Source organism: Candidatus Kaiserbacteria bacterium (assembly GCA_016699245.1).
Taxonomy (GTDB): domain Bacteria; phylum Patescibacteriota; class Minisyncoccia; order Phycocordibacterales; family UBA918; genus Damh-18.
Genome location: CP064968.1, coordinates 533,184 through 556,090, shown reverse-complemented (window position 1 = coordinate 556,090; position 22,907 = coordinate 533,184). Strand labels below are relative to the sequence as shown.

The window sequence follows — 22,907 nt, the reverse complement described above, 5'->3', positions numbered from 1 at the left end:
AACAGTCTCTGTAAGAGAACCGAAAAATAACGGGCAGAGCCCTTTTTTTTCCCCCCCTCCCCCCCCCCCCCCCAAGAAGGGGGAAACCCCACCCCACCCCAAAAAAACACTATACCCCCCCCCCCCCAAAATCGCCAAAGGCAGAGCCCCTATATTTTTTCTCTGGCAGATATTTTTTGACTCCCTGAATGACAAGGAGTAAACTTATGGTTCCATTTTACAGGAGTGAAACATGAGTACAGAAGAACTTGAGAGAGTGCCAGTTCAAACAGAATTCGATTTCATGTCGGATGATGCAAAAATTACAAATCGCCAAATTTCCTTCGAAGCGTTGCGTATACGCGCCGAAATAGGAGTAAAAACGAGTAAAGAATCTGCTGGTGTAGCAGTTCTTGGTAACAACTAGCTCCATCTAGTCCCACAAGGGTCCGGTCGCTCACGAGGCGACCTTTTTTTGCCTTGTAGCACAAGAGTATTATCTTGAGCAATATTTACGTGCACCCATTTCTTCGGTACTATAGAAGTGTCCATCAGTATTTGTATTGGACATGTAATTCATTTTTTATGGCAACACTGTATACACATCAAGGTGAAAACCTACGTAAGACATGGATGTTGATGACGGTGTTTCTTGTGCTTGTCATTGCAGTAGGGTACGCGGTGAGTTGGTATATGGGCTCGTCTGCATTTCTCTACATCGCAATTATTTTCGCACTTCTCATGAACGTGGGGAGCTACTGGTTTTCAGATAAGATAGTACTTAGCATGACGGGCGCCAGGGAAGCGACACATGCTGAATTTCCTGATCTCTTTAATGTGGTTGAAAATCTCTCTATTACCGCAGGGCTTCCGATGCCAAAAGTGTTTGTGGTAGACGACCCAGCACCCAATGCGTTTGCTACGGGGCGCGACCCCGAACATGCGGTGGTTGCAGCGACTACCGGCCTCCTTTCGATGTTGAGTAGGACGGAACTTGAGGGAGTGATGGCACATGAACTCTCGCATGTGGGGAACAGAGATATGCTCGTAATGACGGTTGCGGTGGTACTTGCTGGTTTCCTTGCAATGCTCGCAGACTTTCTTTCTCGTGCGCTCATTCATGGAGGTGGCGGAGACAGACAAAAGAGCCCTATCTTTCTTATTATTGGTATCGCAGGCATCATTCTTGTCCCTATTGCAGCGCAACTTATAAAACTCGCAATTTCTCGGAAGCGTGAGTATCTTGCCGACGCATCGGGGGCGCTTCTCACACGGTACCCTGAAGGGCTTGCATCAGCACTGGAGAAGATCTCGAGTTACGGTAGGCCGATGGAGCGCGTGAGTCATGCGACAGCGCATCTCTTCATCTCAGACCCTTATGGAAGTGGTGAAAAGACTATGGGTCAAAAAATTGGAGGCCTTTTTCAGACACACCCACCCGCAGAGGATCGGATTAAGATTCTTCGTGAAATGCCCTAGAGCCTACCCACTAACCCCACCTACTTCGTGGCCGGAACGTACAGAGCGTAGCGACAATACGTTCCGAGTCTGTCGCAGTTTCTTCCCCACGGAAGAAACTGCGACGAATGAGTCCTTCAAAACGTACATTAAATTCCTTACAGGAACTGTCCACTCATTGGGTCTTTTGTTTCATTTCATTCACAAAAGCCCTCAATGAGTCTTGCGAATGTGCTTTGTGCACATTCTCACGCCTCACGTTTTCAGTCCTCGATGCCTCGTATCTGGGGTCATTGGATAGGCTCTTGGAAATGGAGTGACCTTTCTTGAATCGTACCCTTAGATTTGATACAGTACACGTACACACAGACTCGTGTGGGGATATAAGGAGACGCATCATGCGTAATGCAGGCCTCGCTTAAAAACACGGCAAGGATTGGAGAACGGTGATTTGTTATTGTGTTCAGGTCATAAACCGAAACCCTCCAGAGAGTGTCACTACGTGACACTCTTCTATTTTTATGACATACCTCGAAGTACAAAAACAAAAATTATTCCATGAGAAGTATGGGGGCGTGTCATCACCTGCGTACGAATCTGATTGTCTGCGCCTTGAGAAAGGTGAGCCATATGAGTACGTGCTCGGGTATGTCGACTTCCTCGGTGCACACATCGACCTTTCATTTCATCCCATGATTCCTCGTCCGGAGAGCGCCTTTTGGATACAAAGGGCCATCGAAGAATTAAGACAAAAAGAAGGCACACTGCGCCTCGCAGACACTTTTTCTGGAGCAGGGAATGTGGGGCTTGCACTTCTCACGAATCTTCCGAACGCAACTGTCGATATCTGTGAACTTGATCCTGCACTTAAGGCACAGATAGAACTCAATCTTAAAAAGAATAATATCGAAGAGAGTCGTGCGCGCGTTATTACCGCATCAGCACTTGAAGGACTTACGGGTACCTACGATGCACTCTTTGCAATTCCGCCATACATACCCCATAGCGCACTTCCTGAACTTGATGCAGAAATGAGAGACTATGAGCCACACCTTGCATTTTTTGCACACGATGATGGGCACGAGTTTCAGCGAATCCTCATTCGCGAAGCCTGGAATTATCTTAATCCGGGAGGGACGCTCTACATGGAAGCGGACATAGATCATAATGATGCAATTCGTGACATGGTCGCGGGTACTCCGTGGTCCTCACTCGAATTTTGGTCTGACCCCTATGGAGACACTCCAAATGTGATTTTAAGAAAATAACTTTTGTTTCAAACATTGCTTCATAAGTGTGATACCATTTTGCTATGGAATCAAATGAAACAGAGTTGGCGCGTCTCGAAGATAAAATAGATGCCGTGTATGCATCAGTCGAAAAGAGTCGCAAGTATCTGCTCACGATGGTTATTATTACCGTGGTTACTATTGTATTGCCGATTATTATTGCAGTCATTACTCTCCCCATCCTCATGAGTACTCTGGGAGGTATGTATCCGATATAAAATAATAAGAAAATATGAATTGGGCAATATACGCAGTACTTTCGGCATTTTTTGCATCACTTGTCGCCATCTTTGGGAAAATTGGTATCAAGGGTGTTGATAGCAATCTCGCTGTTGCACTCCGCACCGTCGTCATTGTGGTGTTTGCGTGGGGCATTGTGCTCATCCAAGGTAACTGGTCTGATGTGTTTAAAATATCAAAGTACTCATATATTTTCATTTTTCTCTCTGCACTCGCGACCGGCGCTTCATGGCTTTTTTATTACAAAGCCCTGCAACTCGGTGAGGTATCCCGCGTGGCTCCTATTGATAAAATCTCCATTGCACTTACGATTATTCTCGCGTTTGTGTTTCTCGCAGAAAAGCCTACACTGGGTAATGTGCTTGGCGGTACCTTGGTGACCGCAGGCGTGCTCGTGACCGTCTTTATTAAATAGTTTTTATAATATGAAAAAAGGATATCATGCACACATCGAAAGACTCACCGAAGAAAACACAGATTTTCGGCGCGTACTCTATACAGCAGAGTCGCTTCAGTTGGTCCTTATGACACTCGCTCCTCTGGAAGAGATTGGTATGGAGACCCATCACGAGAATGATCAATTTTTTCGCTTTGAGTCAGGTGAGGGAAAAGTGGTGGTTAATGAAACCGAGCATCACGTGAGTGATGGAGATTGTGTCATTGTGCCCAAGGGCGCCAAGCACAATATCATCAATATTTCTTCCGAAAATCCTCTAACGATGTACACCATCTACACGCCACCCCACCATATGGATGGCACCATACATCCTACAAAGGAGTATGCGGAGAGTCATGAAGAAGACTTTGAAGGCACAACAACAGAAAAATAAAATATTTCTACTCGTTCGTCCAGAATGATACGAGGCTGTGCCCCGTGGATGCATGGACATATATAGCGCTTCGGCGGAGCCGAATCCTCTGCGAGCAAAGAACCCCTGACCCCACTCCTCTGAAGTGGGGTGGTTCTTTATTCCTTGACTTCTGCGTTTTTTCGCCTATATTGCTTTATCCAGACGCGTAATAAGCCTTCTGATGAACCGACTTCTACCAATCTCCCGTTATAAGGAGATTGTTCCCACAGAATGTCGGTTCATCAGAGGGCTTATTTTTGTTTCGTATAACTAGTATAGCAATAAGTAATTATCAGAGTATGAAATATTCGGTACTCTGTGCATAGTGGAAAGATTGACGTAGTTTCTTTATCGTTCTGGAATGTGTAAAAAATTGACGATATCAAAAAGAAGCATAAAATATAGACACCAAAATCTGGTCTGGCGTGGGAACCATACTAAGCAAGGTACTATTTACTATGCAGTTTCCACATCGCGTTTATAGCGCTTACCAATGGAAAACTTACTTTAAAAGTAACCGATTTTTTTGTTGTTCTCAGCAAAGGAGTTATTTGTGTTCGTGACACTTCGTGTATCCATACGATGATGTCTGCACGACAGATTTCATCATATGGGTATGTGCTACATACCCGACCATGGTCGAAACAAGGAGCGTCTCTTTTCTCTCTGAATGGGAGAGGGAGTAAATTTCTTATTAAATTATTTAACGTTAAATAAATATAGTTATGACATCAGTAATGTATAAATCAACAGCAGCAATCTCTCTTGCAGCACTCGCTCTTGGACTTGTGGCTATTGCGCCAGCACAAGCGTACGAAAACGATCTTGTTATGGTAACAAATGCTAATTCAGCAATGATCGCTAACGTTTCAATCGCTTCATCAAACACCGGAGGAAACTCTTCACGAGGAGCTCGAGGTGGACGTGGTGGAGAAGGTGGTAACGGAGGCGACAATGCGGGAACTGGCGGATCAAGCATAAACAACGGAGACGGTGGAAACACTGGATCAGCTGGAGATGCTGGAAACGCAGGTAACGGAGGAGATGCGAACGGAGACGTTGACGGTGTTGACGCTCTTCAAATGGGCGGACAGGGTGGAAATGGCGGAACTGGAGGCACTTCAGGAGCTGCTGGAAACGGAGGTAACTCTGGAAACGGTGGAGCAGGTGGCTCAACAGGAGCTGGTGGACACGGTGGTGATGGAGCAGTTGGAGGAAACGGTGGCGACATCACATCGGGTGACGCTATCTCAACTTCAGACATCGCTAACGATGTAAACAACAGCGATACAGAAGTAATCCGCGATGGAAGCGAATCTGATCTTGATGAAACTGCAGCAATCGTAACTGACCTCAACCAAGTTGCTCTTCTCAATATGGGCGTAGCAACTTCTGATTCAGGTAACAATGATTCAGAAGGCGGAGAAGGAGGCAACGGTAATGACGGCGGAAACGGCGGCAGTAACGACTGCGAATGTGGCGCTGGAGACGGTGGATCAAGTCAAAATAACTCACAGGGCGGAACTTCAGGTTCAGCTGGTGATGGTGCAGAAGGAGGCAATGGCGGAGACGCTACCTCACAAGCACCACATGAAGTTGATGGAACACAACTTGCTGGTAACGGCGGAACAGGTGGCAACGGTGGAAACACCGGAGCTGCTGGTAACGGCGGTACTAGTGGAGCTGGAGCAGCTGGTGGAAACACTGGTGTAGGAGGCTCAGGTGGTAATGGCGACGCTGGAGGTAACGGCGGAGCTGTTCGCACTGGAAAGGCTGACTCATGGAGTACGGTTACAAACATTGTAAACCGAAACACTACTCGAGTTGTTCGTCAATAATTGTGACTGACTGAGAGGAGAACCCCTTTTCACAAAGGGGCCCTCTCGTAAAGTCGGAAATGTATTCTGACTTTATAGAGGGATGATGCAATCAGTGAGAAATTACAAACAAATATTTGTCGTGCTTGCAATTGTGGCTGTTTTTAGTACAGTTGCGACAGAACGTGTATGTGCAGATGATGCACACCTCATTACAAACGTCGTGTATACAAGTGAGAACACTGGCGGGATACACCAAAGGGGTCAAGATGGTGAAGATGGCCAAAGTGGCCAAGATGGTGAAGATGGAAAACCTGGGACAGATGGTGCACCAGGAACATCAGGCAGTATTGTTACCAAAAACAATATAAACCATGCTTCAAGTATCATCGAATCTACTGTGGATGAAGTACCAGTTTTAGATATTCAAAAAACTCAATCTTCACCCGCTGACTCGTCTTTTGTTTTTGCAACACACACAACCACGACTACCGAAACTTTGGTTCTTGAAAACTTCCAAAATACGACGAGTGAAGATGCATCTCAAAGTGTATTTTCGAAGTTTTCGGAGGCACTTTTTTCATTGCAGTTAATGTTAATTACCTATGTCAGCATACTATTTTAAAGTAGCGGAGAAATTAAATCGCTTTTTGGCGACGATAATTATCGTCTCAATACTCTCGTCGCTCATTCCGCTCGCTGTTTTTGCTGAGGACACGCTACCACCTGTAGAACCCACTACTATAGAGATTCCATCCCAAGGTGTAGATGGACAAGAAGGGAATGACGGCACAGCAGGAGGAGTACCTGATACCGAAACGACACCTCCAGAAATAATTCCTGACCCGGTGATTACAGAAAACACCCCATCATCTGAAGCATCACCAGTTGCAGTAGAATCACCATCAGAAGAAACCCCTGAAACGACACCGCAAGGTCAAGACGGAGCTGATGCGACCGCAGGGGCAACGCCCGATGATGAAATAACGCCTGTTGACATTATTTCCGACGGACTACTTGGGGATGTTGGTGTTCCTCAAGAAGAAGAAACTACGGGTGATATAACACAAAGAGAGACTTTTGCGCTTATTGAGACGGGAATCGCGACTGCACAGGGAGAGCTTTCCACTGACGCAAACTCAAACGATATTCGCAGTGAACTCATCGGTCCTGTTCCAAATGATTTTGATATCTATACCTTTGTTGCCACAGGCACCAATGACGCAATTATAACGAACGATGGTTTAACTCGCTCCACCTCTGGTGACAACTATGCTCGAGGACGAAGTACTGCGGAAGTGAACACGGGAGATTCGATTGCAGCGTTTAATATCGCAAACGTGGTCAATACCAACGTCATCAACTCGAATGGCTTTATTTATCTCGCGAACAAAATCCTCGATGAAGGTCAATCACTCGACCTCACGAGTTCATTTTTCCCCGATCCAGCACAGGAAGAGGCACTTTCAAACACCTGTTCATTGCTTTCATGTATTGCTGAAGATGTTGTGTACAACGTATCGCAGATGAATAATGCAACCATCACCAACAACGCCGTTGTGGAAGCAGTGACTGGTTACAATGAAGCAGTGGGAATTTCAAGCGCAGAGATTACCACGGGTGACGCCTACGCGGCAGCAAACGTCATCAACGTCGTTAACAGCAACATCATTGACTCCAACTATAGACTTTTTACCTATAACGCTATTGGCGACCTCGAGGGTGACCTCGTGCTCCCCACAGGAGAACTTTTTGACGCATTTTTTGGACGCGCAAACGGCATAGCTGTTTCTGAAGAAAGCCGACAGGGGAAATATGAAGACTTCAATGTGCGTGTGAACAACCTGAATGATGCCGTGGTGGATAATAATATCGATGCTTATGCTGAAACGGGACTGAATGAGTCAACAACATCTTTTGCATCAAATATCACCACGGGAAGGGCAGAGTCTGAATCGAACGTGCTCAATAAGATTAATGAAAACACCTACGGTGGTGATTCAATGTACATGCTTATCCGTGTGCATGGTGTGTGGAGTGGAGATGTCGTTGGTCTCCCTGAGGGTCTCCTGTGGGAATGGACACCGCAAGGAATTGTTATATACAATGCAGATGCTGAGATTACTCCATCCGAATTTCTCAGTACGAAAGACCTCGATGCATATACCGCAAATTTTGATAACAACAACCGTGTTGCGCTTGAAAACAATCTTTCTATCAATGCCATCACGGGGGAGAACGACATTGATGCATTGATTGGAAGCATCAACACCGGAAACGCTTTTGCAAGTGCAAACGTGATGAACATTGCAAACACCAACATCATCGGTACGAACTGGACGTTTGCGGTCATCAACATTCTTGGAGATTTTGAAGGAAATGTTTCTTTTGCAGCCACTGACATCGCGCTTACCGGTACTGTCTCCGCTTCAGACGCATCGCTTGGTATTGGTGACACACTTACCTATACATACACGGTGACAAACCATAGCAACACGACTGCAACCAACGTGGTGATTGATCAAGTACTCGAGTCGGCGCGTACAACCTCAAATGGAACTACACAGAGCAAGTCTTTGGGTAGTATAGAGCCGGGCCAGAGTAAGCAAGGTGTCCTCACCGCAATCGTAAACTCAGATATTCCTTTTGGCACTACTACCGTTACTGCGTATGCCGCTGTCTCGAGTGATAAAGGTGATGAAAACATCGCTGACAACTCGCTCATGCTGAGTAAAGACGCGTTTAAACCACAACCGGCTGGTTCAGGCGGAGGAGGAACGGGTTCGACAACAAGTACAACGACAGGTAGTGGCACTGGTACCGGAACAACTACCGGGAATGGTACAGGCACAACGACGGGTAATGGTACCGGAACAACGACCGACGATGGTACGGGCACCACTGACCCCGTGGGAGGTGGTGAGGAAGGGAATACTGATACTAGTACTACACAAACACCTTCACAAACTTCACCGAGCGGTGGTAAAAGCGGAGGTCCAAAGAAAACAAAAGTTGAGCGTGCAGAAGTAAAAGCAATTGATCCAAGTAAGGCACCGCATCTCGTTATTAAGAAAGATGCTGTCAACGTTGATGAAGGGGATGTTGTAAACGCAGGAGAAAGTGTTGACTACAAGATTACGGTTACCAATACGGGAGGCAATGCGTATGACGTTGAGGTATTTGATGTGCTCACAAATCCGATTGGGTCAATTGTGGCTGAGCAGTCGTGGGTGCTTGATACCATACTCCCTGGTGAAGTGATTAAACTCACGTATACCACTGAGTACAATGAAAACACGCCAAGTGGCATGTATACCAATACCGCAAGTATAAAAGCATACCTTAAGGACGGCATGAAGGAGGCGAAGAAAGCTCCACTGAAAATTAAAGATGCCGTGTACACCATACAGGTAAAAGGACTTGATCTTGCAGTCGGCAACGTTTCCGTTCTTGCATACTTCCCCGGAGCAAATGGAACCGTCTCAGCACTTGCGACATGGGAGACGTCAAAGCCTTCATTAAGCCAGGTATTCTATGGTGTCGCACAAGCAGTCTCACCCTATAACCAAAGTGCACTCAACATGGGCTATCCGTACGCAAGTTTCAAGTTCCCTACCGTGAGACCAAAACATGTGATGATTATAACGAATCTTCAACCGGGTCGTACGTATGCGTACCGCATCCACGCACAAAGTGATACGTTTGTTACCACGAGTCGAGAGTACACATTCACGGTGCCATCTACCATCTTGAAGTTGACACTCGCTTTCCCAACGAACGCAAACCCAGCCGTTGCGGGTGCTTCTATAACCGCTCCGGTACCGGCTCCTGTGGCGCCAAAGCCAAAGTACGTACCACCAGCACCAGCACCGACTCCAGCACCTGCTCCAACACCTGAACCGAAACCAACCGCACAAGCGCCAGCAGAGCAAAAACAGGGGGGTGTTGCCGGATTTGTGAAGAACGTTTTTGGTTTCTTCAGATAAGATTAGTTCATCATCACAGTTTTAAATTTTGTCAATTGCTAAACAAAATTATACGTTGTATTGTTGAAACAAAGCATAGTACCGAGTAGGGTCACTATAATTATTTAGAGGTATTAATATTTTTTACTATGATTACTCGTATCAATCTTAAGTTTGCGCGTGTTGCGCTCTTCGCAACACTGCTCCTTACCGTGTTCGTCGCGTTTCAACTTGTACAACCTACGACAGCAGAGGCTACAGTAGCAACATATCCATTTAAGCTTACGAAAAGCATCAGTGATAACTACACCCCTGATCCATATACAGCCGACGAATTTAAATTCAATGTCAGTGGTTACGGTATCGTTACATTAGATGCGTTAACTCCTGATACTGCTGAAAAAGTGGTCTATCTTACTGCGGGGACCCACACCGTTTCAGAAGTTGGTCCTGCGGGATTTGTACCCGCGGATTGGACACTTCAGTGGTCTGGTCCTGGCTGCGAGACAGCCAATGATGGGAATGGACCTGTACGGCCGATAGAGATTACTGTGGTTGAAACCAGTGTCGACTATCCACTCGCAGATGACGTCGGTAATGCCTGCAAAGCTGACAATCAGTGGCCAGGGGAACCTGCTCCAATACTCGGCTGTACTGACTCGGAAGCTACAAACTACGACCCCGCAGCTGAAGAGAATGATGGGTCTTGCGAGTATGAAAATGGTGATCCTGACAGAGGAACTATCATCATAGAAAAGCAGACTATTCCTGATGGTAATCAGACTGATTTTACGTTTAATCCAAGCTGGGATGTAGTTGACTTATGTGGTGATGGCGAACAAAAGCACAACTTGCCACCACGGATCATGGGTGGACACAGACAAGCGCGGTCTGTACTGATGGAAGTCCTATAAACGCTATTTCACTTCAGGCAAACGAAACAGTGACGTGTGTCATTACCAATACATATAACGGAGGCGGAAATGGTGACCCAGACAAAGGGACTATCATCATACAAAAACAGACTATCCCAGATGGTAATCAGACTCTCTTCACCTTTAATCCAAGTTGGAGCGACGTGGATTTTACACTCAGTGATGGTGGACAGAGCACTTCTTCAAAGCTTGCGACAGGAACGTATAGTGTTGTGGAGTCTCCGATAACGGGATGGACGCAGACAAGTGCGGTATGTAGTGACGGAAGCCCTATAAACGCTATTGCACTTCAATCGGGAGAAACAGTGACCTGTGTCGTTACAAACACGTTAAACGGTGATACTGGAGGAGGAGAAAAAGGAACAATTATTATTGAAAAACAAACACTTCCCGATGGTAATCAGACGGTCTTCACCTTTAATCCAAGTTGGAGCGAAGTGAATTTTACACTTAGTGATGGTGGACAACATACTCAATCAGGATTGGCCGTTGGCGTATACAATGTTGTTGAAACACTCGAGACAAACTGGACACAGACAAGCGCGGTGTGTAGTGATGGAAGCCCTATCACCGCAATTTCACTTCAGGCAAACGAGACCGTGACCTGTGTGATTACCAACACACTCGATGGTGGAGGAGAGAATACCGTTCCAAAATGGCTCGTATTCGGATACGTATGGCACGATGAAAACGAAAATGATGCATGGGATGTAGAACAGCCAAACCCAGTGGATGATGAGAGCGATCTTGATGGATGGACAGTACAAATAACGAACGGTGGTGTAACGTATTCAACAACGACTGATGCATCTGGATACTATTACTTTTATGTGCCTGCGGGAACATGGACAATCAACGAAATCATAGAAGAGGGATGGAGTAAAACATTTCCTAATGTCAATGGGCATGTGGTAGAAGTGCTTGGAGAGGTTACGTTTAGTGAAGAGACTCATTTCTTTGCAAAACTAATGGACTTTGTGGTTCCTACAGCGTACGCATCGGTACTTCCCACAACATACGGTCCATACAACTTTGGTAATGTACAAGAAGATGATAGTTCAAGTAGTGGAAGCGATGGTTCAGGTCCTCGCCGCGGAAGTAGACGACACTCTTCCAATAATAATGATGATGAACCAGAGGGTGAAGTACTCGGTGAATCAACGAGCATAATGCCTATTGGAGCACCAAACACGGGTGCTGGAGGAACCGCTCCTCACGCAGTACAATTCCCAATACTCACGGCAATCCTTCCTCTTTCAACATCAGTTCGAAAAGTGAAGAATGGCTAATGTATTCAAAAACATACGTGCATGTATAGCAAACCGCCAGTACCAAAAGGTAGTGGCGTTTGCTGTTGCGGGGATGGTGGTGGGAGCACTGAGTAGTCTTGGAATTCTTTTTCTTTTGAAAGAGTCGCCACAACAAGCACCAACGTCTGAAGTACCGAGTGCAACAACATCAGTCGCATTTTCTCGCTCGGCTCCGACACGTATTTCTATTCCAAAAATTGAAGTAGAGGCCACATTTGAAAAGCCCCTTGGACTGAAGGAAGATAAGACTATTGAAGTACCCGATTCGTACACACAGGTGGGGTGGTACAAAAACGGCCCGACCCCGGGTGAAGTAGGGGCAGCAGTGGTGCTGGGGCACGTGGACTCATACAAAGGACCTGCAGTATTTTGGCCACTCAGAAAATTGGAAGCAGGTGATGAGATAGAAATTACACGTGAAGACGGAAGTGTTGCTGTATTTACCGTCGATTCTCTCGCACGATACAGTCAGGATGATTTCCCCACAGAACTAGTCTATGGCAGTACAGACACACCAACACTTCGCTTGGTCACCTGTACCGGAACATACGACAAAGGAGAAGAGAAGTACAGTCACAACCTCGTTGTATACGCCTCACTCAAGCAATAATTAAGAAGTGTCATACGCACGTATTGAACTTCTTTTTTTGTGTGTTCTATTACCTACAAAAAGTGTTGTCTACAGCACTATGAACAGAATATACATCTGTTAAGCACACGTTAAGCACACGTTATCAACTATACAAAATTTTACAATAATCAGTATCTTCAACAAAGCTGTTACGACTTATGCACATATTTGCTCAAAAATGAGTACTATTTTTTCTTTTTTTCCTCAAATACCTCGATTTGACAGCATACGATATTATTATCAGACGTTTTATGGGAATACTCGTGTGGTAGGGAACGCGCTTAGGAAGCCCCAACGTGTTTATTGGTATTCATTATACATAGCATTTATATACACATGAAAAAAATTATTATGAGTTTGGGAATGATTGTCTTCGTCGGCGCACTTGTCGCTGGCGGCACAGGCGCATTCTTTAGTGATACAGAAACCTCAACAGGTAACTTGTTTACCGCTGGAGCAATCGATTTAAAGGTTGATAGTGAACAACACTACAACAATGCTGTTTGTACAAACGGAGTATGGGTGCTAGATGATGGAGAGACTGAAGATAATCCACAGTACCCAGTCCTTAATTCACCATGTACCGGAACTTGGCTTCCAGCCAATTTGGGAGCGCAAACTTTCTTTAACTTTACCGACATCAAGCCAGGCGACGAAGGAGAAAATACTATCTCTCTTCATGTAGACAACAATGATGCGTATGCTTGTGTCGATGTGTCACTTGTTGCTAATGATGATGTGAGTACAGTAGAACCAGAACTTGGTGCAGGGGACGCGGTTAATACCGGCAGTCTCTTTGATGGAGAGCTCGCTCAAAATATCGAATTTTTTGCTTGGGCAGACTACGGAGCAACACCAGGATTCCAAGGTACTGATCCAGGTGAAGGAGATAACATCTGGCAAGCAAATGAGCAACCATTGTTCTCAAATGGTAGTGGTCCAGCGAGCGATGTGCTCGATGGTGAGAGCTACACAATTGCTTCTCCGATTCTCGGAGCACTGGTAGGTGGAAGTACTAGTTATGTCGGGCTTGCTTGGTGTGCTGGTGATCTCACCACGCCAGTTGCCGGAACAATTGCTTGTAACGGTGGTGCGATGGGCAACATTGCGCAAACTGACTCTATGGTTGCAAATATTGCGTTCCGCGTTGAACAAGCACGAAATAATCCTAACTTTACGTGCGGAGATATTCCTCCAGCATTAGATTTGGTCTTTTCAGAAAGTTTTGAACAGCAAGGTGACCCGTACTGGTTTAGTAATGATGGTACATTCAGTATCGTAAATTCAGGTACAGGTGGTGTTACATCTTCTGATGGAAATAAACATGGTCTTGCTAATGGAGATATCTTTACTCGATGGGGAGGATATTCATCAGTATTTCCAGCTGGTGGCTATACAACTGAAGTAGATGTCTATCTTGATATGGCAGATGCTGATGGTATAGATAAGCGTTTCGATTTCTCATCTGCAAGTAATGGATCAGATGGAAATCATCAACGTGACTTTATTTTCCATCTTGGTACTAATGCAGTAGGTGTATGGGCAGCAAATGCAAGTAATAACGCACCTGGTGACCCACATGGAGTTGGAACTGTGGCTATCAACACCACCGGTTGGTACACACTTCAAGCTTACTTCCATGACGTAGCTGGTGTACTGGTTGTAGATATGAAAGTACTCAATAGTCTTGGCGTAGTGGTTGGTTCATGGACTCGAAGTGATCCATCTGACACTATCCCAGCAGAAGTTGGAGGTAATCGATATGGATGGTTTATAAACAATCCGTTTACAGATTTGCCATTCGATAATGCTCGTCTATACCTAGGTGCGCCTGCTATCTAGTCATTTCTAGCCGTTCTAAATCTCAGCTTCGGCTGGGGTTTAGCGGGCTGGTAAGAACCAGGAAATTAAAAGTATTAATTACAAATAAATTAATAATTGTATGAAAAAAATTATTACAAGTGTTGGGATGCTCGTGTTTGCGGGCGCCCTCATCGTCGGAGGAACAGGAGCATTCTTCTCTGACACAGAAACCTCAACAGGAAATGTCTTTACTGCCGGAGCAATTGACCTAACGGTAGATAGTGAAGCACATTATAATGGTAGTATTTGCCAGTTAAACCTTCTAACTACTAACGATTTAACTGATTACACTTGGCAGGGTGGTACAGAGTATCCAGTTGGTCTCCCTTGTACGGGTACCTGGGAAGCAACTGACTTAGGTGCACAGACTTTCTTTAATTTCCGAGATGTAAAACCTGGTGATGAAGGTGAAAACACTATTTCACTTCACATTGATTCAAACCCCGCTTGGGCTTGTGTTGATGTAAATATCACCAAGAATGATGACATGACAGTGAATGAGCCAGAAGATGCAGAAGTTCTTGAATTAGATACTCAAGCAAGTGAGCCAGATGCAGATATGTTTGATGGTGAACTCGCGCAGAATATTAAGTTCGCAGCTTGGTTAGATCAGGGCGCTACCCTTGGATGGCAGAACTCAGATGAAAATGAACTGAATGATGATGCTGGTGAAGGAGATAATATTTGGCAAGGAGAAATAGCTGAGCCACTTCTGTTCTCAAACGACTCAGGTCCAGCGAGTGATGTGCTTGGAGGAAAGAGTTATCCGCTTGCTATGCCAGGACTCAACAACAGTACACCAATGGCACCAAATCAGACCAACTACATTGGTCTAGCATGGTGCGCAGGAACACAGGCTATCGTGGGAAATACAATTACCTGCGATGGTTCAAATTTGGGCAATATTGTGCAGACCGACTCTATGGAAGCAAGTATTGCGTTCCGTGTAGAACAGGCTCGAAACAATCCAAACTTCACATGTACACCACGTGTAGTTGTTGAGACAGGAACAGTAACTCTTGATAAAGTTGTTCAATTTACACAGGCTTCAGTTGTAGGAGTAGATGTTAACGACTTCGTACTTCATTTGGTTGGTCCGGGCGGGGATCATATCTTGGTTGATCAGGTAGCATTTCCTAACCTGACTCCAGGAGCATACGTCGTCTCTGAAGTGTACTCAAATGATCCTGTTGGAATTCAATACAATGCGTCGTTCAGTGGTAGCTGTGCAGAGATTGATGACATAGGTACTGCAAACATGAATGTTGTATCAGGTGTTAATCCAACGTGCGTTATTACAAACTTGGTTGTATCTAATCCAAACTAGTCCTCACTAGCCGTACTAAATCTCAGCTTGGCTGGGATTTAGCGGGCTGACGGGAACCAGCATATTTTAATAAATTATTTATATATCAAACTATGCAGCGTATTATTCTCAGTCTTGCACTCATAGGGGTGGTAACGGGCGGACTGGTGTTCGGAGCAACGAGTGCGTTCTTTAGTGATACCGAAACCTCAGTAGCAAACGTGTTTACCGCAGGGGCAATTGATCTCAAAGTAGACAACGAAAGTTACTACAACGGCGTTGCGACAAGCACTACCTCATGGGATGCAACCAACCTCACCATTGAGAAGTTTTTCAATTTTTTTGACCTCAAGCCTGATGACTACGGAGAGGATACTATCTCACTTCACGTTGATACGAATGACGCATATCTCTGCGCGAATGTCACACTCACCTCAAACAATGAGAATGCTCAGACAGAGCCAGAGGCACTCGTCGACCTAACGACTGGTGCAACCGAAGGTGAACTTGCCGGCCTCGTCAACTTCATCTGGTGGGCTGATGATGGCGATAACGTGCTTGAGGTGGGTGAGAGCGTTATCAATACGGGCAACTTTGGCCAACTTGGTGTTGGCAATTCATACGCACTCACCTTTGCCGACAGCGTGAAAAACATCTGGACAAATCAGGCAGGACCTATTCCGGGTAATACAACAAAACACATCGGTAAAGCATGGTGCTTTGGAACGATTGTGCCTGCGCCACTACCACAGGTAATTACAGTTCTCCCGCAGACAATAACGGTGGAACATCGGCAATCGGCGAGCCCGAAGACGGTGGATATACTTGCGATGGTACTGCCCTCGGTAATGAAAGTCAGACCGACTCACTCACTGCCGACATTGTATTTGAAGCAGTGCAGGCAAGGCATAATGCAAACTTTGAGTGTACCAAAAACTGCACCATTGTAGAGCAACCAGAAAATATTCTTGAGAACTACAGTTTCGAAGTTCCTGAGGTGACGAATGGAAAGAAATGGGACGTGTTTCAGACTCCTGTCGATGGCTGGACTATCGAATGGCGTGGAGATGTTCTCCCGACATTTGGAAACCAGAATCGTCCCGCACTTGCAAAACTTGAGTTACATGAAAACGTACTCGGCAGTGCGTATGAAGGTGACCAGTATTCTGAGCTCGACAGCGACTGGGGAGGACCAAGCGACAGTGGTACCGGTGAGCCAGCATCCATCACGATGTACCAAGACATTCCAACGGTCATAGGAAGGCCGTACCGCATCAAGTTTGCCTTTGCAGCGCGTCCGAACACAGGATCGGCAGAAAACCGTGTTGAGGTGAAGTGGGGAGGAGCAGTCGTGCACGACACCGGCAATGTAGCAGACAATAATGATGGTATCGAATGGCAGGTTATCACGGTGAATGTTGTTGCAACTTCGAATGTGACTCGACTTCAGTTCACCGACCTTGGCACCGCAAATTCACAAGGCAGTTTCATAGACGACATCAAACTCTACAGCCCTATCTGTCAGTAATATTGGTGAATACGTATGCCTCGACGCATCCTCAGTACTCAACCATAGAACGCAACCCATAGCACCATAGCCCAAAGAAGAAGCGATAAGTACCTAAAAAAATGAATCGCACATATACAAAAACAGGAATACGCATTGCCCTCATTGTGGGGGTAGTGGTATTCCTTGCTTTTGTGATGATGTTTAGTAAGGGATTTATTGGTACAACCTTTGCTACGGGTGGTCTCAATTTAAAGATAGACAGTTATGCAATCTATAATGGTGTCGTGCAACCATCACAAACCTGGGCATTAAAAAATCTCGTACCCAGTGTTGATAAATTCTTTAACTTCACTGATATAAAGCCAGGGGATAGCGGTATCAATACCATCAGTTTTCATGTCGATAAAAATGCATGGGGCTGTATGGATTTTACGAACTTGGTTGACCACGATAATGGAAATAATGAACCAGAGTCACTCCTCGATGTGGATGGCGTACTCGGAGGGGAACTCTCGAAAGGAATAGAGTTTTTCGGTTGGTTTGACGATGGTGATAATACGTATGAAGTGGGGGAGAAGACACTCTTTGGCACCACTACAGAGCAATCAGGTTTTGCTGTGCTCAAGAAATATATTCTCGCTGACGCGACTACGGGTAATTATTTTCCTGCGAACGTGACCAAGTATGTTGCTATTGAGTGGTGTGCGGGTGACCAAACGGTTAATACCGCAACCGCCGAGGTCACGTGTGATGGCTCTGCCCTCGGCAATTGGGCACAAACGGATTCTTTTTCCGTTGATCTTGCGCTTCGTAGCGTGACTGCGGATGATTATCCAAAGTACCAATGCGATGGTTCAGTCCCTCCACCACCTGTGGGTCCTACGGTAACGCTTAACCTCGAAAAGAAATTCAGTGGCCCCGTACCAGAAGGGTATTTGCCACAGCAGTTCACATTCCAAGTTGTTGGTGCAGGCATCAATCAAACAGTGACACTCACTCCCTACACGGTAGATTCAGCAAATGGGACAATACAGTTGCCTCTGGGGACATATTCAATAACTGAGGTTGGGCCTGTGGGCTTTGTGGCGGGTGACTGGCGACCAGGATGGTATGGAGAATGCAAGAAGGGAAGTACGTTCTCTACAACTATCGTCATTGATAATAAGAATATCGACGACGGCACCCTCTATTGCCAGGTGGATAACCAGTACCGTCCCGCAAAGAAAACCAAAACACCCGCAAGTCCGACACCCGGAGTGCAACCTACGGTACTACAAACACCGAGTGTGGTAAGTCCCGTAACAAGTGGCGTCTCATCACCTGTGATCCGACCTTCGCGACGATAATATGAAAATTTTCATCACCATTTTCTATAGTTTCTTCACGGTACTGCTCATTGGTGTTGCGGGACTCTTTTTGGCGCCACTTTCACCACTCGATACCAAAATTGAAATCAAGATTGTTGAGTCAGGGTCAATGGAACCTGCAATCCTTACGGGCTCAGTCGTTGTTATAGGTCCAACGGGAAAGTATGAAACTAACGATGTTATTACCTTTAAAAGTCCATCAGCAGAAATTCCAACAACACACAGAATTGTGAGTAGTGAAGAACGTAATGGGACAACCTGGTTTACAACCAAAGGCGATGCTAATGAAGAGGCGGATACAGAACAAATTCCTTTAAGCGCCATACTGGGAGAGGTGGTTGTTGCAGTTCCCTATGTGGGATTCATTCTTGACTTCGCACGGCAACCGATGGGCTTTGGTTTCTTGATTGTGCTACCTGCACTCATGATTATTTTTGGTGAAATTGAGAAAATTTGGCGAGAAATACGAAAAAATAAAAAAGACAAAGGAGATGATACGGGAAGCGTCGTTGTGCATGACGTGCGTGTGGATTTACCGCCAGACACACGACAAAGAGTACGTATGATAGAAATTGGAAGACCAATAGTGTCGTATCAGCCAGTTACCAAGGCAAGACATCTCCCCATGAGTGTTGTGCGAAATACCAAGCGTCATTCTGTGTCTTTTGGTGACGTTGCGATTGGGGCGTTTTCTGTGGTTGCGAGCGTTTGTATTGTCGGTCTCGGGTTTGTAGGTTCAACGGTTTCATATTTTGGCGACTCAGAATCTTCTGTGCAGAATACACTTCAGGCACAAGCGCTTGATTTCACACTGTCGGTTAATGACACTGCATATAGCTTTATTGGAAGTGAGCTTGACGATGCAGACGGCGCGCTTATCGCGGTGGTCACACCCGCGGAGGGAAGTACTGATATCAAGTACCGTGTGCACACGAATGTTGTAGGTGATAATACGTTATTTTGTCAGTCGATACTCGTTGATGCTGGTGCACCGCTTATGTATCAAGGGTCACTCGTCAATCTCAGTGCCTCAGATGTCGTATTTGATGAACCGTGGACCCTGTCGCTTTCACTACCTGTCAATTACGGTCCTTTTGGGGAGGGGGAGGTATGTGTGATTGATATTGAATACACCGCGTGGGACGCCACCGGTCCAACTGGTGTGGGGTATGATGATAGTGAAAAGATATCGCTCACCTTTACCGCACCTACTCCTATAGCGTTGCCTCGAGCGCTGCCCTCCGTGGAACCGCTCATGATGTTGCCCATACCTCCTGTGACTACCGATGAAGTAGTTCAAGAGGTGCCATTAGAAGAAGAAGTTGCAGAGGATGTTGAAGATCCGATTGCCCAGATTGTACCTGAAGTCCCCGAGGAAATTATCGAAGATACAGGACTTGAAGAAATACCCACCGTAGACGAGTAGGCTGTGTGCGGAGGCGAGAGGATTTGAATCTTTTCGTTCACTGGAACGCGGCACAGATTCTGTTCAGGTTGTATGATATTTTCTTTCAGAAACTATCGACAACCTCTTCAAATCCTTGGACAGTCTCCCAGACTGTCCACCTCCTCCACTCACTTCGTTCGTTGCGGAGGCGGAGGGATTTGAACATTACATGTTCAGTACCCATTCTGGATATTTTTGTTCGCCTGCGGCTCCAAAATTATCTCTGAATGGCTTCAAATCCCTTCGCACATGCTCCCAGCATGTGCTCCGCCTCCGCTTTCGCGAAGCTCAAGCGGAGGCGGAGGGATTTGAACCCTCGAAGGCTTTCACCTTACTCGCTTTCCAAGCGAGCGCACTAGACCACTATGCGACGCCTCCGTATGTATTTTTCTCTGGGGCATATAGTGTAACTCATTTGTGGGAAAAATCGAAAGGGGGTATCGTAGTAGGATTATGACCAAGCATGTGTATGTGATTCTCTTGTCTACCTTTGTTTTTGGGTTTGTGACAGGGGCAATACTTTTTCTTTTTAATAACACGGGGAATAATGGGAATGGAGGGGATGGTGAGGAAGTGGTGCTTGAGGAAACATCGGCTCTTTCAGTGACCGCATATCGGTATGGTGGTTGCGCGCGCGGGGATGGGTGTGCGTCGTACCGCATTTCTGATGATGGTACGTATGAATACATTGTGCGTAGCCGTGAGGACGGAGAGACACGCTTTGCCGACACACTGAGTACGGGAGAAAAGACTGCACTTTTTAAAACACTCAAAAGTACTAATCTCGAATCCCTTTTAGAAACTACGTTCACGGGTGCGTGTCCTGTGGAATATGATGGCACGGGCTATCGCTACAATATTACCTATTACGCCAAACAATATGCCTTTGATACCTGTGTGCAGGATTTGGAAAATGAGCCACTGTTTATAACGTTCTCAGATTATTTTGAGATGTTTAATAATGCCTATACCACACCAGAGTAAATACGGTATGATATTCACAATGAGATTAGGTTTGTTTTTAGTGTTGTACATGTTTTTTGCTCCGCAGGCACTCGCGTATGTGCCTGTTCTCGTAGAGCAAGAGTCATTGAACGACATTACACAGATTGCCGACCCCACTTTGGCACAAGGATTTTTCGGCACACTCGATAGTTTTCCACAGACGTATGAAATCCATGCTTCTGAACCCTTTACTCTCTACGCCAACATTCGTACACCAGACTTGCCGTCTAATACCAATACCGTTTCGGGGATTATTATTAAAGAGGAAAAACGTGGTGTCTCTGAAATAACCCGCATGCACGCTGCGGACGCCGCATGGGAAACCGTGCATGACACCCTCACGGGAAACTCATACCGCGAGGGAGCGACTTTTGAAAAAGAGTTGGAACCCGGAGTGTATCGCATTGAGGTGCACACGCCCGATAATGCAGAAAAATATGTCCTTATGGTGGGGAAGCGTGATGACATGACTTTGGGTTACTTCAGCCTTTTGGGAAGACTTATTGATGTACAACGTTTCAATGAGCGAAGCGCCTTTTTTATGGTTTTGTCACCATACGTATACATCCCCCTCGGTATCATTATGGGAGGTATAGGAGGAGTGTGGTGGTATAAACGCCGACCTAAAGTACAGAAGTGATATACTAAAGGTGTATGTTTTCATCTATCAATGAGATTGCAGTACTTGTCGCAGCAATTCTTGCTGTTGCAGTGGAAAGTATCTGGTACTCGCCACTGTTGTTTGGCTCTGTATGGAAAAAGTCTATCGGTCACACAGAGTACACCGAGGATATTTCTACGCTCCACATGGTTCGTGCCACTGCTTACTCTGTCGTGGTATATGCATTCTTCTTTGCATGCGCTGTGCAGGTGATGAACATAATGGATGATAATCAGACTTTTTTCCAAGGTGCTGGGCTCATCTGCTTACTTTTAATTGGATCACTCATACTATTAGCCCATCGTGAATTTCGCTCATGGAGGTATATGGCTGTACACGGGGTATTTATTGTCATCACGTTTTTTGGAGGGGTGGGAGTCATTATGTATTGGCCGTGGTAGTTATGTAATATGAGAAATAGAATCCAAGTTTTAATTATTTTAATACTCATACCTCTCGGGGGGTTGTACTTGTATCTTGATGGCGAGACTGTAACGATGCGTGAATTCTTTTTTGCAGAAACACCAGTGGTACATTTTGGAGATTTACCCGTACGTGTGGAAATAGTAGACTCTGAAATTGAGCGTGCGCAAGGACTTTCTGGACGAGAAAAAATCGATGATCGATACAAGGGTATGTTCTTTATTTTTCCTGAAGAAGACTATATTGGTATTTGGATGAAGGATATGAAGTTTTCTATTGATATTGTGTGGATTGACGAAGACCTAACGGTGATTGGTATTGAAAAAAATGTATCTCCCAACACCTATCCCCGTGTATTCCGTCCAAATAGACCAGCAAAATACGTACTTGAAACTGAAACGCAGTACCCGGAGCTCATAGGTATCCATGTCGGGCAGAAGGTACGTATCCCTCTTGAGTATTAGTGAAAATGTTGTATAGTTTGTATGCGTTTGTGATCGCCCTTCGCCAAAAGCACGAGGGGAGGAAAGTCCGAACACACACCAGGATAAAGCCTGGAAGAGTAGCGGGTAACGCCCGTCGTGGGTAACCATAGCGTTGCGAACAGTGACGAACCGATTTAGTTCGGATGAAACGGCTAAATACGTACTTGTGTGCAAGGCCGTGCCCAGTGAAATAGAGTAGTTTGCTACTTAGAGTGCTCTGCACATTTCACCAGGGAGTGCCGCATGAGCGCATTGGCAACAATGCGCCTAGGTAAATGATCACACTGGTTTTCCAGACAGAATTCGGCTTATAAACGTACACACAAGTGCCCATTATGTGGGCGCTTTTGTGTGTGATAGTATAT

General features: G+C 45.7%; 22 protein-coding genes, 1 tRNA gene and 1 other RNA gene. 23 read left to right on the top strand and 1 reads right to left on the bottom strand.

Features of this window, described 5'->3' with window-relative positions:
• Positions 1-232 precede the first annotated feature (232 nt).
• From IPH92_02690 to IPH92_02605, 18 genes are all read left to right on the top strand, one after another.
• A complete protein-coding gene (locus tag IPH92_02690; protein QQR64455.1) occupies positions 233-406 on the top strand; it encodes a hypothetical protein in 174 nt (57 codons plus the stop codon).
• 158 nt (positions 407-564) lie between these two features.
• Complete coding sequence (locus IPH92_02685) at positions 565-1,458, top strand: M48 family metalloprotease (GenBank protein ID QQR64454.1); 894 nt, start codon at positions 565-567, stop codon at positions 1,456-1,458.
• A 500-nt stretch (positions 1,459-1,958) separates the two neighbouring features.
• Positions 1,959-2,705 carry a methyltransferase gene (locus IPH92_02680; protein QQR64453.1) on the top strand — a complete coding sequence of 249 codons (747 nt, stop codon included), beginning with the start codon at positions 1,959-1,961 and terminating at the stop codon, positions 2,703-2,705.
• Between the two features lie 44 nt (positions 2,706-2,749).
• A complete protein-coding gene (locus tag IPH92_02675; protein QQR64452.1) occupies positions 2,750-2,944 on the top strand; it encodes a hypothetical protein in 195 nt (64 codons plus the stop codon).
• A 14-nt stretch (positions 2,945-2,958) separates the two neighbouring features.
• On the top strand, positions 2,959-3,381 hold the full coding sequence (locus IPH92_02670; GenBank protein ID QQR64451.1) for an EamA family transporter: 423 nt from the start codon (positions 2,959-2,961) through the stop codon (positions 3,379-3,381).
• 10 nt (positions 3,382-3,391) lie between these two features.
• Positions 3,392-3,796 carry a cupin domain-containing protein gene (locus IPH92_02665; GenBank protein ID QQR64450.1) on the top strand — a complete coding sequence of 135 codons (405 nt, stop codon included), beginning with the start codon at positions 3,392-3,394 and terminating at the stop codon, positions 3,794-3,796.
• A gap of 746 nt (positions 3,797-4,542) precedes the next feature.
• Positions 4,543-5,655, top strand: a complete 1,113-nt coding sequence (locus tag IPH92_02660) for a hypothetical protein (protein ID QQR64449.1) — start codon at positions 4,543-4,545, stop codon at positions 5,653-5,655.
• Positions 5,656-5,749: 94 nt separating this feature from the next.
• Entirely contained in the window at positions 5,750-6,259 is a 510-nt protein-coding gene (locus IPH92_02655) for a collagen-like protein (protein QQR64448.1), read from the top strand.
• On the top strand, positions 6,240-9,620 hold the full coding sequence (locus IPH92_02650; GenBank protein ID QQR64447.1) for a DUF11 domain-containing protein: 3,381 nt from the start codon (positions 6,240-6,242) through the stop codon (positions 9,618-9,620). Before IPH92_02655 ends, IPH92_02650 begins: the two co-directional genes overlap by 20 nt.
• A gap of 128 nt (positions 9,621-9,748) precedes the next feature.
• Positions 9,749-10,513, top strand: coding sequence for a hypothetical protein (locus IPH92_02645; protein ID QQR64446.1), 765 nt, complete (start codon positions 9,749-9,751; stop codon positions 10,511-10,513).
• 29 nt (positions 10,514-10,542) lie between these two features.
• Positions 10,543-11,823 carry a hypothetical protein gene (locus IPH92_02640; GenBank protein ID QQR64445.1) on the top strand — a complete coding sequence of 427 codons (1,281 nt, stop codon included), beginning with the start codon at positions 10,543-10,545 and terminating at the stop codon, positions 11,821-11,823.
• Positions 11,816-12,454: a class F sortase gene (locus IPH92_02635; protein QQR64444.1), complete on the top strand. Its 639-nt coding sequence runs from the start codon at positions 11,816-11,818 to the stop codon at positions 12,452-12,454. Before IPH92_02640 ends, IPH92_02635 begins: the two co-directional genes overlap by 8 nt.
• A gap of 357 nt (positions 12,455-12,811) precedes the next feature.
• A complete protein-coding gene (locus IPH92_02630; GenBank protein ID QQR64443.1) occupies positions 12,812-14,317 on the top strand; it encodes a hypothetical protein in 1,506 nt (501 codons plus the stop codon).
• 100 nt (positions 14,318-14,417) lie between these two features.
• Positions 14,418-15,665 (top strand): hypothetical protein, encoded by a 1,248-nt coding sequence (locus tag IPH92_02625; protein ID QQR64442.1) that lies wholly within the window; start codon positions 14,418-14,420, stop codon positions 15,663-15,665.
• 92 nt (positions 15,666-15,757) lie between these two features.
• Positions 15,758-16,594 (top strand): hypothetical protein, encoded by an 837-nt coding sequence (locus IPH92_02620; protein QQR64441.1) that lies wholly within the window; start codon positions 15,758-15,760, stop codon positions 16,592-16,594.
• Complete coding sequence (locus tag IPH92_02615; protein QQR64440.1) at positions 16,540-17,172, top strand: hypothetical protein; 633 nt, start codon at positions 16,540-16,542, stop codon at positions 17,170-17,172. Before IPH92_02620 ends, IPH92_02615 begins: the two co-directional genes overlap by 55 nt.
• 101 nt (positions 17,173-17,273) lie before the next feature.
• A complete protein-coding gene (locus tag IPH92_02610; GenBank protein QQR64439.1) occupies positions 17,274-18,500 on the top strand; it encodes a hypothetical protein in 1,227 nt (408 codons plus the stop codon).
• Position 18,501: 1 nt separating this feature from the next.
• Positions 18,502-19,947, top strand: coding sequence for a signal peptidase I (locus IPH92_02605; protein QQR64438.1), 1,446 nt, complete (start codon positions 18,502-18,504; stop codon positions 19,945-19,947).
• 314 nt (positions 19,948-20,261) lie between these two features.
• On the opposite strand, the gene IPH92_02600 is transcribed toward IPH92_02605, so the two are convergent.
• Positions 20,262-20,346: transfer RNA gene (locus IPH92_02600), tRNA-Ser, on the bottom strand.
• A 75-nt stretch (positions 20,347-20,421) separates the two neighbouring features.
• Between IPH92_02600 and IPH92_02595 the strand changes: the two genes are divergently transcribed.
• The 5 genes from IPH92_02595 to rnpB all read left to right on the top strand — a co-directional run bounded on the left by IPH92_02595 (position 20,422) and on the right by rnpB (position 22,869).
• Positions 20,422-20,952 (top strand): hypothetical protein, encoded by a 531-nt coding sequence (locus IPH92_02595; protein ID QQR64437.1) that lies wholly within the window; start codon positions 20,422-20,424, stop codon positions 20,950-20,952.
• Positions 20,953-20,971: 19 nt separating this feature from the next.
• Positions 20,972-21,613 carry a hypothetical protein gene (locus tag IPH92_02590; GenBank protein ID QQR64436.1) on the top strand — a complete coding sequence of 214 codons (642 nt, stop codon included), beginning with the start codon at positions 20,972-20,974 and terminating at the stop codon, positions 21,611-21,613.
• 14 nt (positions 21,614-21,627) lie between these two features.
• Positions 21,628-22,035 (top strand): DUF1761 domain-containing protein, encoded by a 408-nt coding sequence (locus IPH92_02585; GenBank protein QQR64435.1) that lies wholly within the window; start codon positions 21,628-21,630, stop codon positions 22,033-22,035.
• A 9-nt stretch (positions 22,036-22,044) separates the two neighbouring features.
• Positions 22,045-22,521 carry a DUF192 domain-containing protein gene (locus IPH92_02580; GenBank protein QQR64434.1) on the top strand — a complete coding sequence of 159 codons (477 nt, stop codon included), beginning with the start codon at positions 22,045-22,047 and terminating at the stop codon, positions 22,519-22,521.
• Positions 22,522-22,539: 18 nt separating this feature from the next.
• An RNA gene (gene rnpB, locus IPH92_02575) (RNase P RNA component class A) lies at positions 22,540-22,869 on the top strand.
• Positions 22,870-22,907 lie beyond the last annotated feature (38 nt).

What these genes read in the sequence shown, in the direction of transcription:
- IPH92_02650 (QQR64447.1), top strand. Translation starts at nt 6,240, where the DNA reads ATGTCAGCATACTATTTTAAAGTAGCGGAGAAATTAAATCGCTTTTTG.
- IPH92_02580 (QQR64434.1), top strand. Translation starts at nt 22,045, where the DNA reads ATGAGAAATAGAATCCAAGTTTTAATTATTTTAATACTCATACCTCTC.
- IPH92_02680 (QQR64453.1), top strand. Translation starts at nt 1,959, where the DNA reads ATGACATACCTCGAAGTACAAAAACAAAAATTATTCCATGAGAAGTAT.
- IPH92_02685 (QQR64454.1), top strand. Translation starts at nt 565, where the DNA reads ATGGCAACACTGTATACACATCAAGGTGAAAACCTACGTAAGACATGG.
- IPH92_02690 (QQR64455.1), top strand. Translation starts at nt 233, where the DNA reads ATGAGTACAGAAGAACTTGAGAGAGTGCCAGTTCAAACAGAATTCGAT.
- IPH92_02620 (QQR64441.1), top strand. Translation starts at nt 15,758, where the DNA reads ATGCAGCGTATTATTCTCAGTCTTGCACTCATAGGGGTGGTAACGGGC.
- IPH92_02670 (QQR64451.1), top strand. Translation starts at nt 2,959, where the DNA reads ATGAATTGGGCAATATACGCAGTACTTTCGGCATTTTTTGCATCACTT.
- IPH92_02595 (QQR64437.1), top strand. Translation starts at nt 20,422, where the DNA reads ATGACCAAGCATGTGTATGTGATTCTCTTGTCTACCTTTGTTTTTGGG.
- IPH92_02665 (QQR64450.1), top strand. Translation starts at nt 3,392, where the DNA reads ATGAAAAAAGGATATCATGCACACATCGAAAGACTCACCGAAGAAAAC.
- IPH92_02610 (QQR64439.1), top strand. Translation starts at nt 17,274, where the DNA reads ATGAATCGCACATATACAAAAACAGGAATACGCATTGCCCTCATTGTG.
- IPH92_02590 (QQR64436.1), top strand. Translation starts at nt 20,972, where the DNA reads ATGAGATTAGGTTTGTTTTTAGTGTTGTACATGTTTTTTGCTCCGCAG.
- IPH92_02605 (QQR64438.1), top strand. Translation starts at nt 18,502, where the DNA reads ATGAAAATTTTCATCACCATTTTCTATAGTTTCTTCACGGTACTGCTC.
- IPH92_02675 (QQR64452.1), top strand. Translation starts at nt 2,750, where the DNA reads ATGGAATCAAATGAAACAGAGTTGGCGCGTCTCGAAGATAAAATAGAT.
- IPH92_02625 (QQR64442.1), top strand. Translation starts at nt 14,418, where the DNA reads ATGAAAAAAATTATTACAAGTGTTGGGATGCTCGTGTTTGCGGGCGCC.
- IPH92_02635 (QQR64444.1), top strand. Translation starts at nt 11,816, where the DNA reads ATGGCTAATGTATTCAAAAACATACGTGCATGTATAGCAAACCGCCAG.
- IPH92_02585 (QQR64435.1), top strand. Translation starts at nt 21,628, where the DNA reads ATGTTTTCATCTATCAATGAGATTGCAGTACTTGTCGCAGCAATTCTT.
- IPH92_02630 (QQR64443.1), top strand. Translation starts at nt 12,812, where the DNA reads ATGAAAAAAATTATTATGAGTTTGGGAATGATTGTCTTCGTCGGCGCA.
- IPH92_02645 (QQR64446.1), top strand. Translation starts at nt 9,749, where the DNA reads ATGATTACTCGTATCAATCTTAAGTTTGCGCGTGTTGCGCTCTTCGCA.
- IPH92_02660 (QQR64449.1), top strand. Translation starts at nt 4,543, where the DNA reads ATGACATCAGTAATGTATAAATCAACAGCAGCAATCTCTCTTGCAGCA.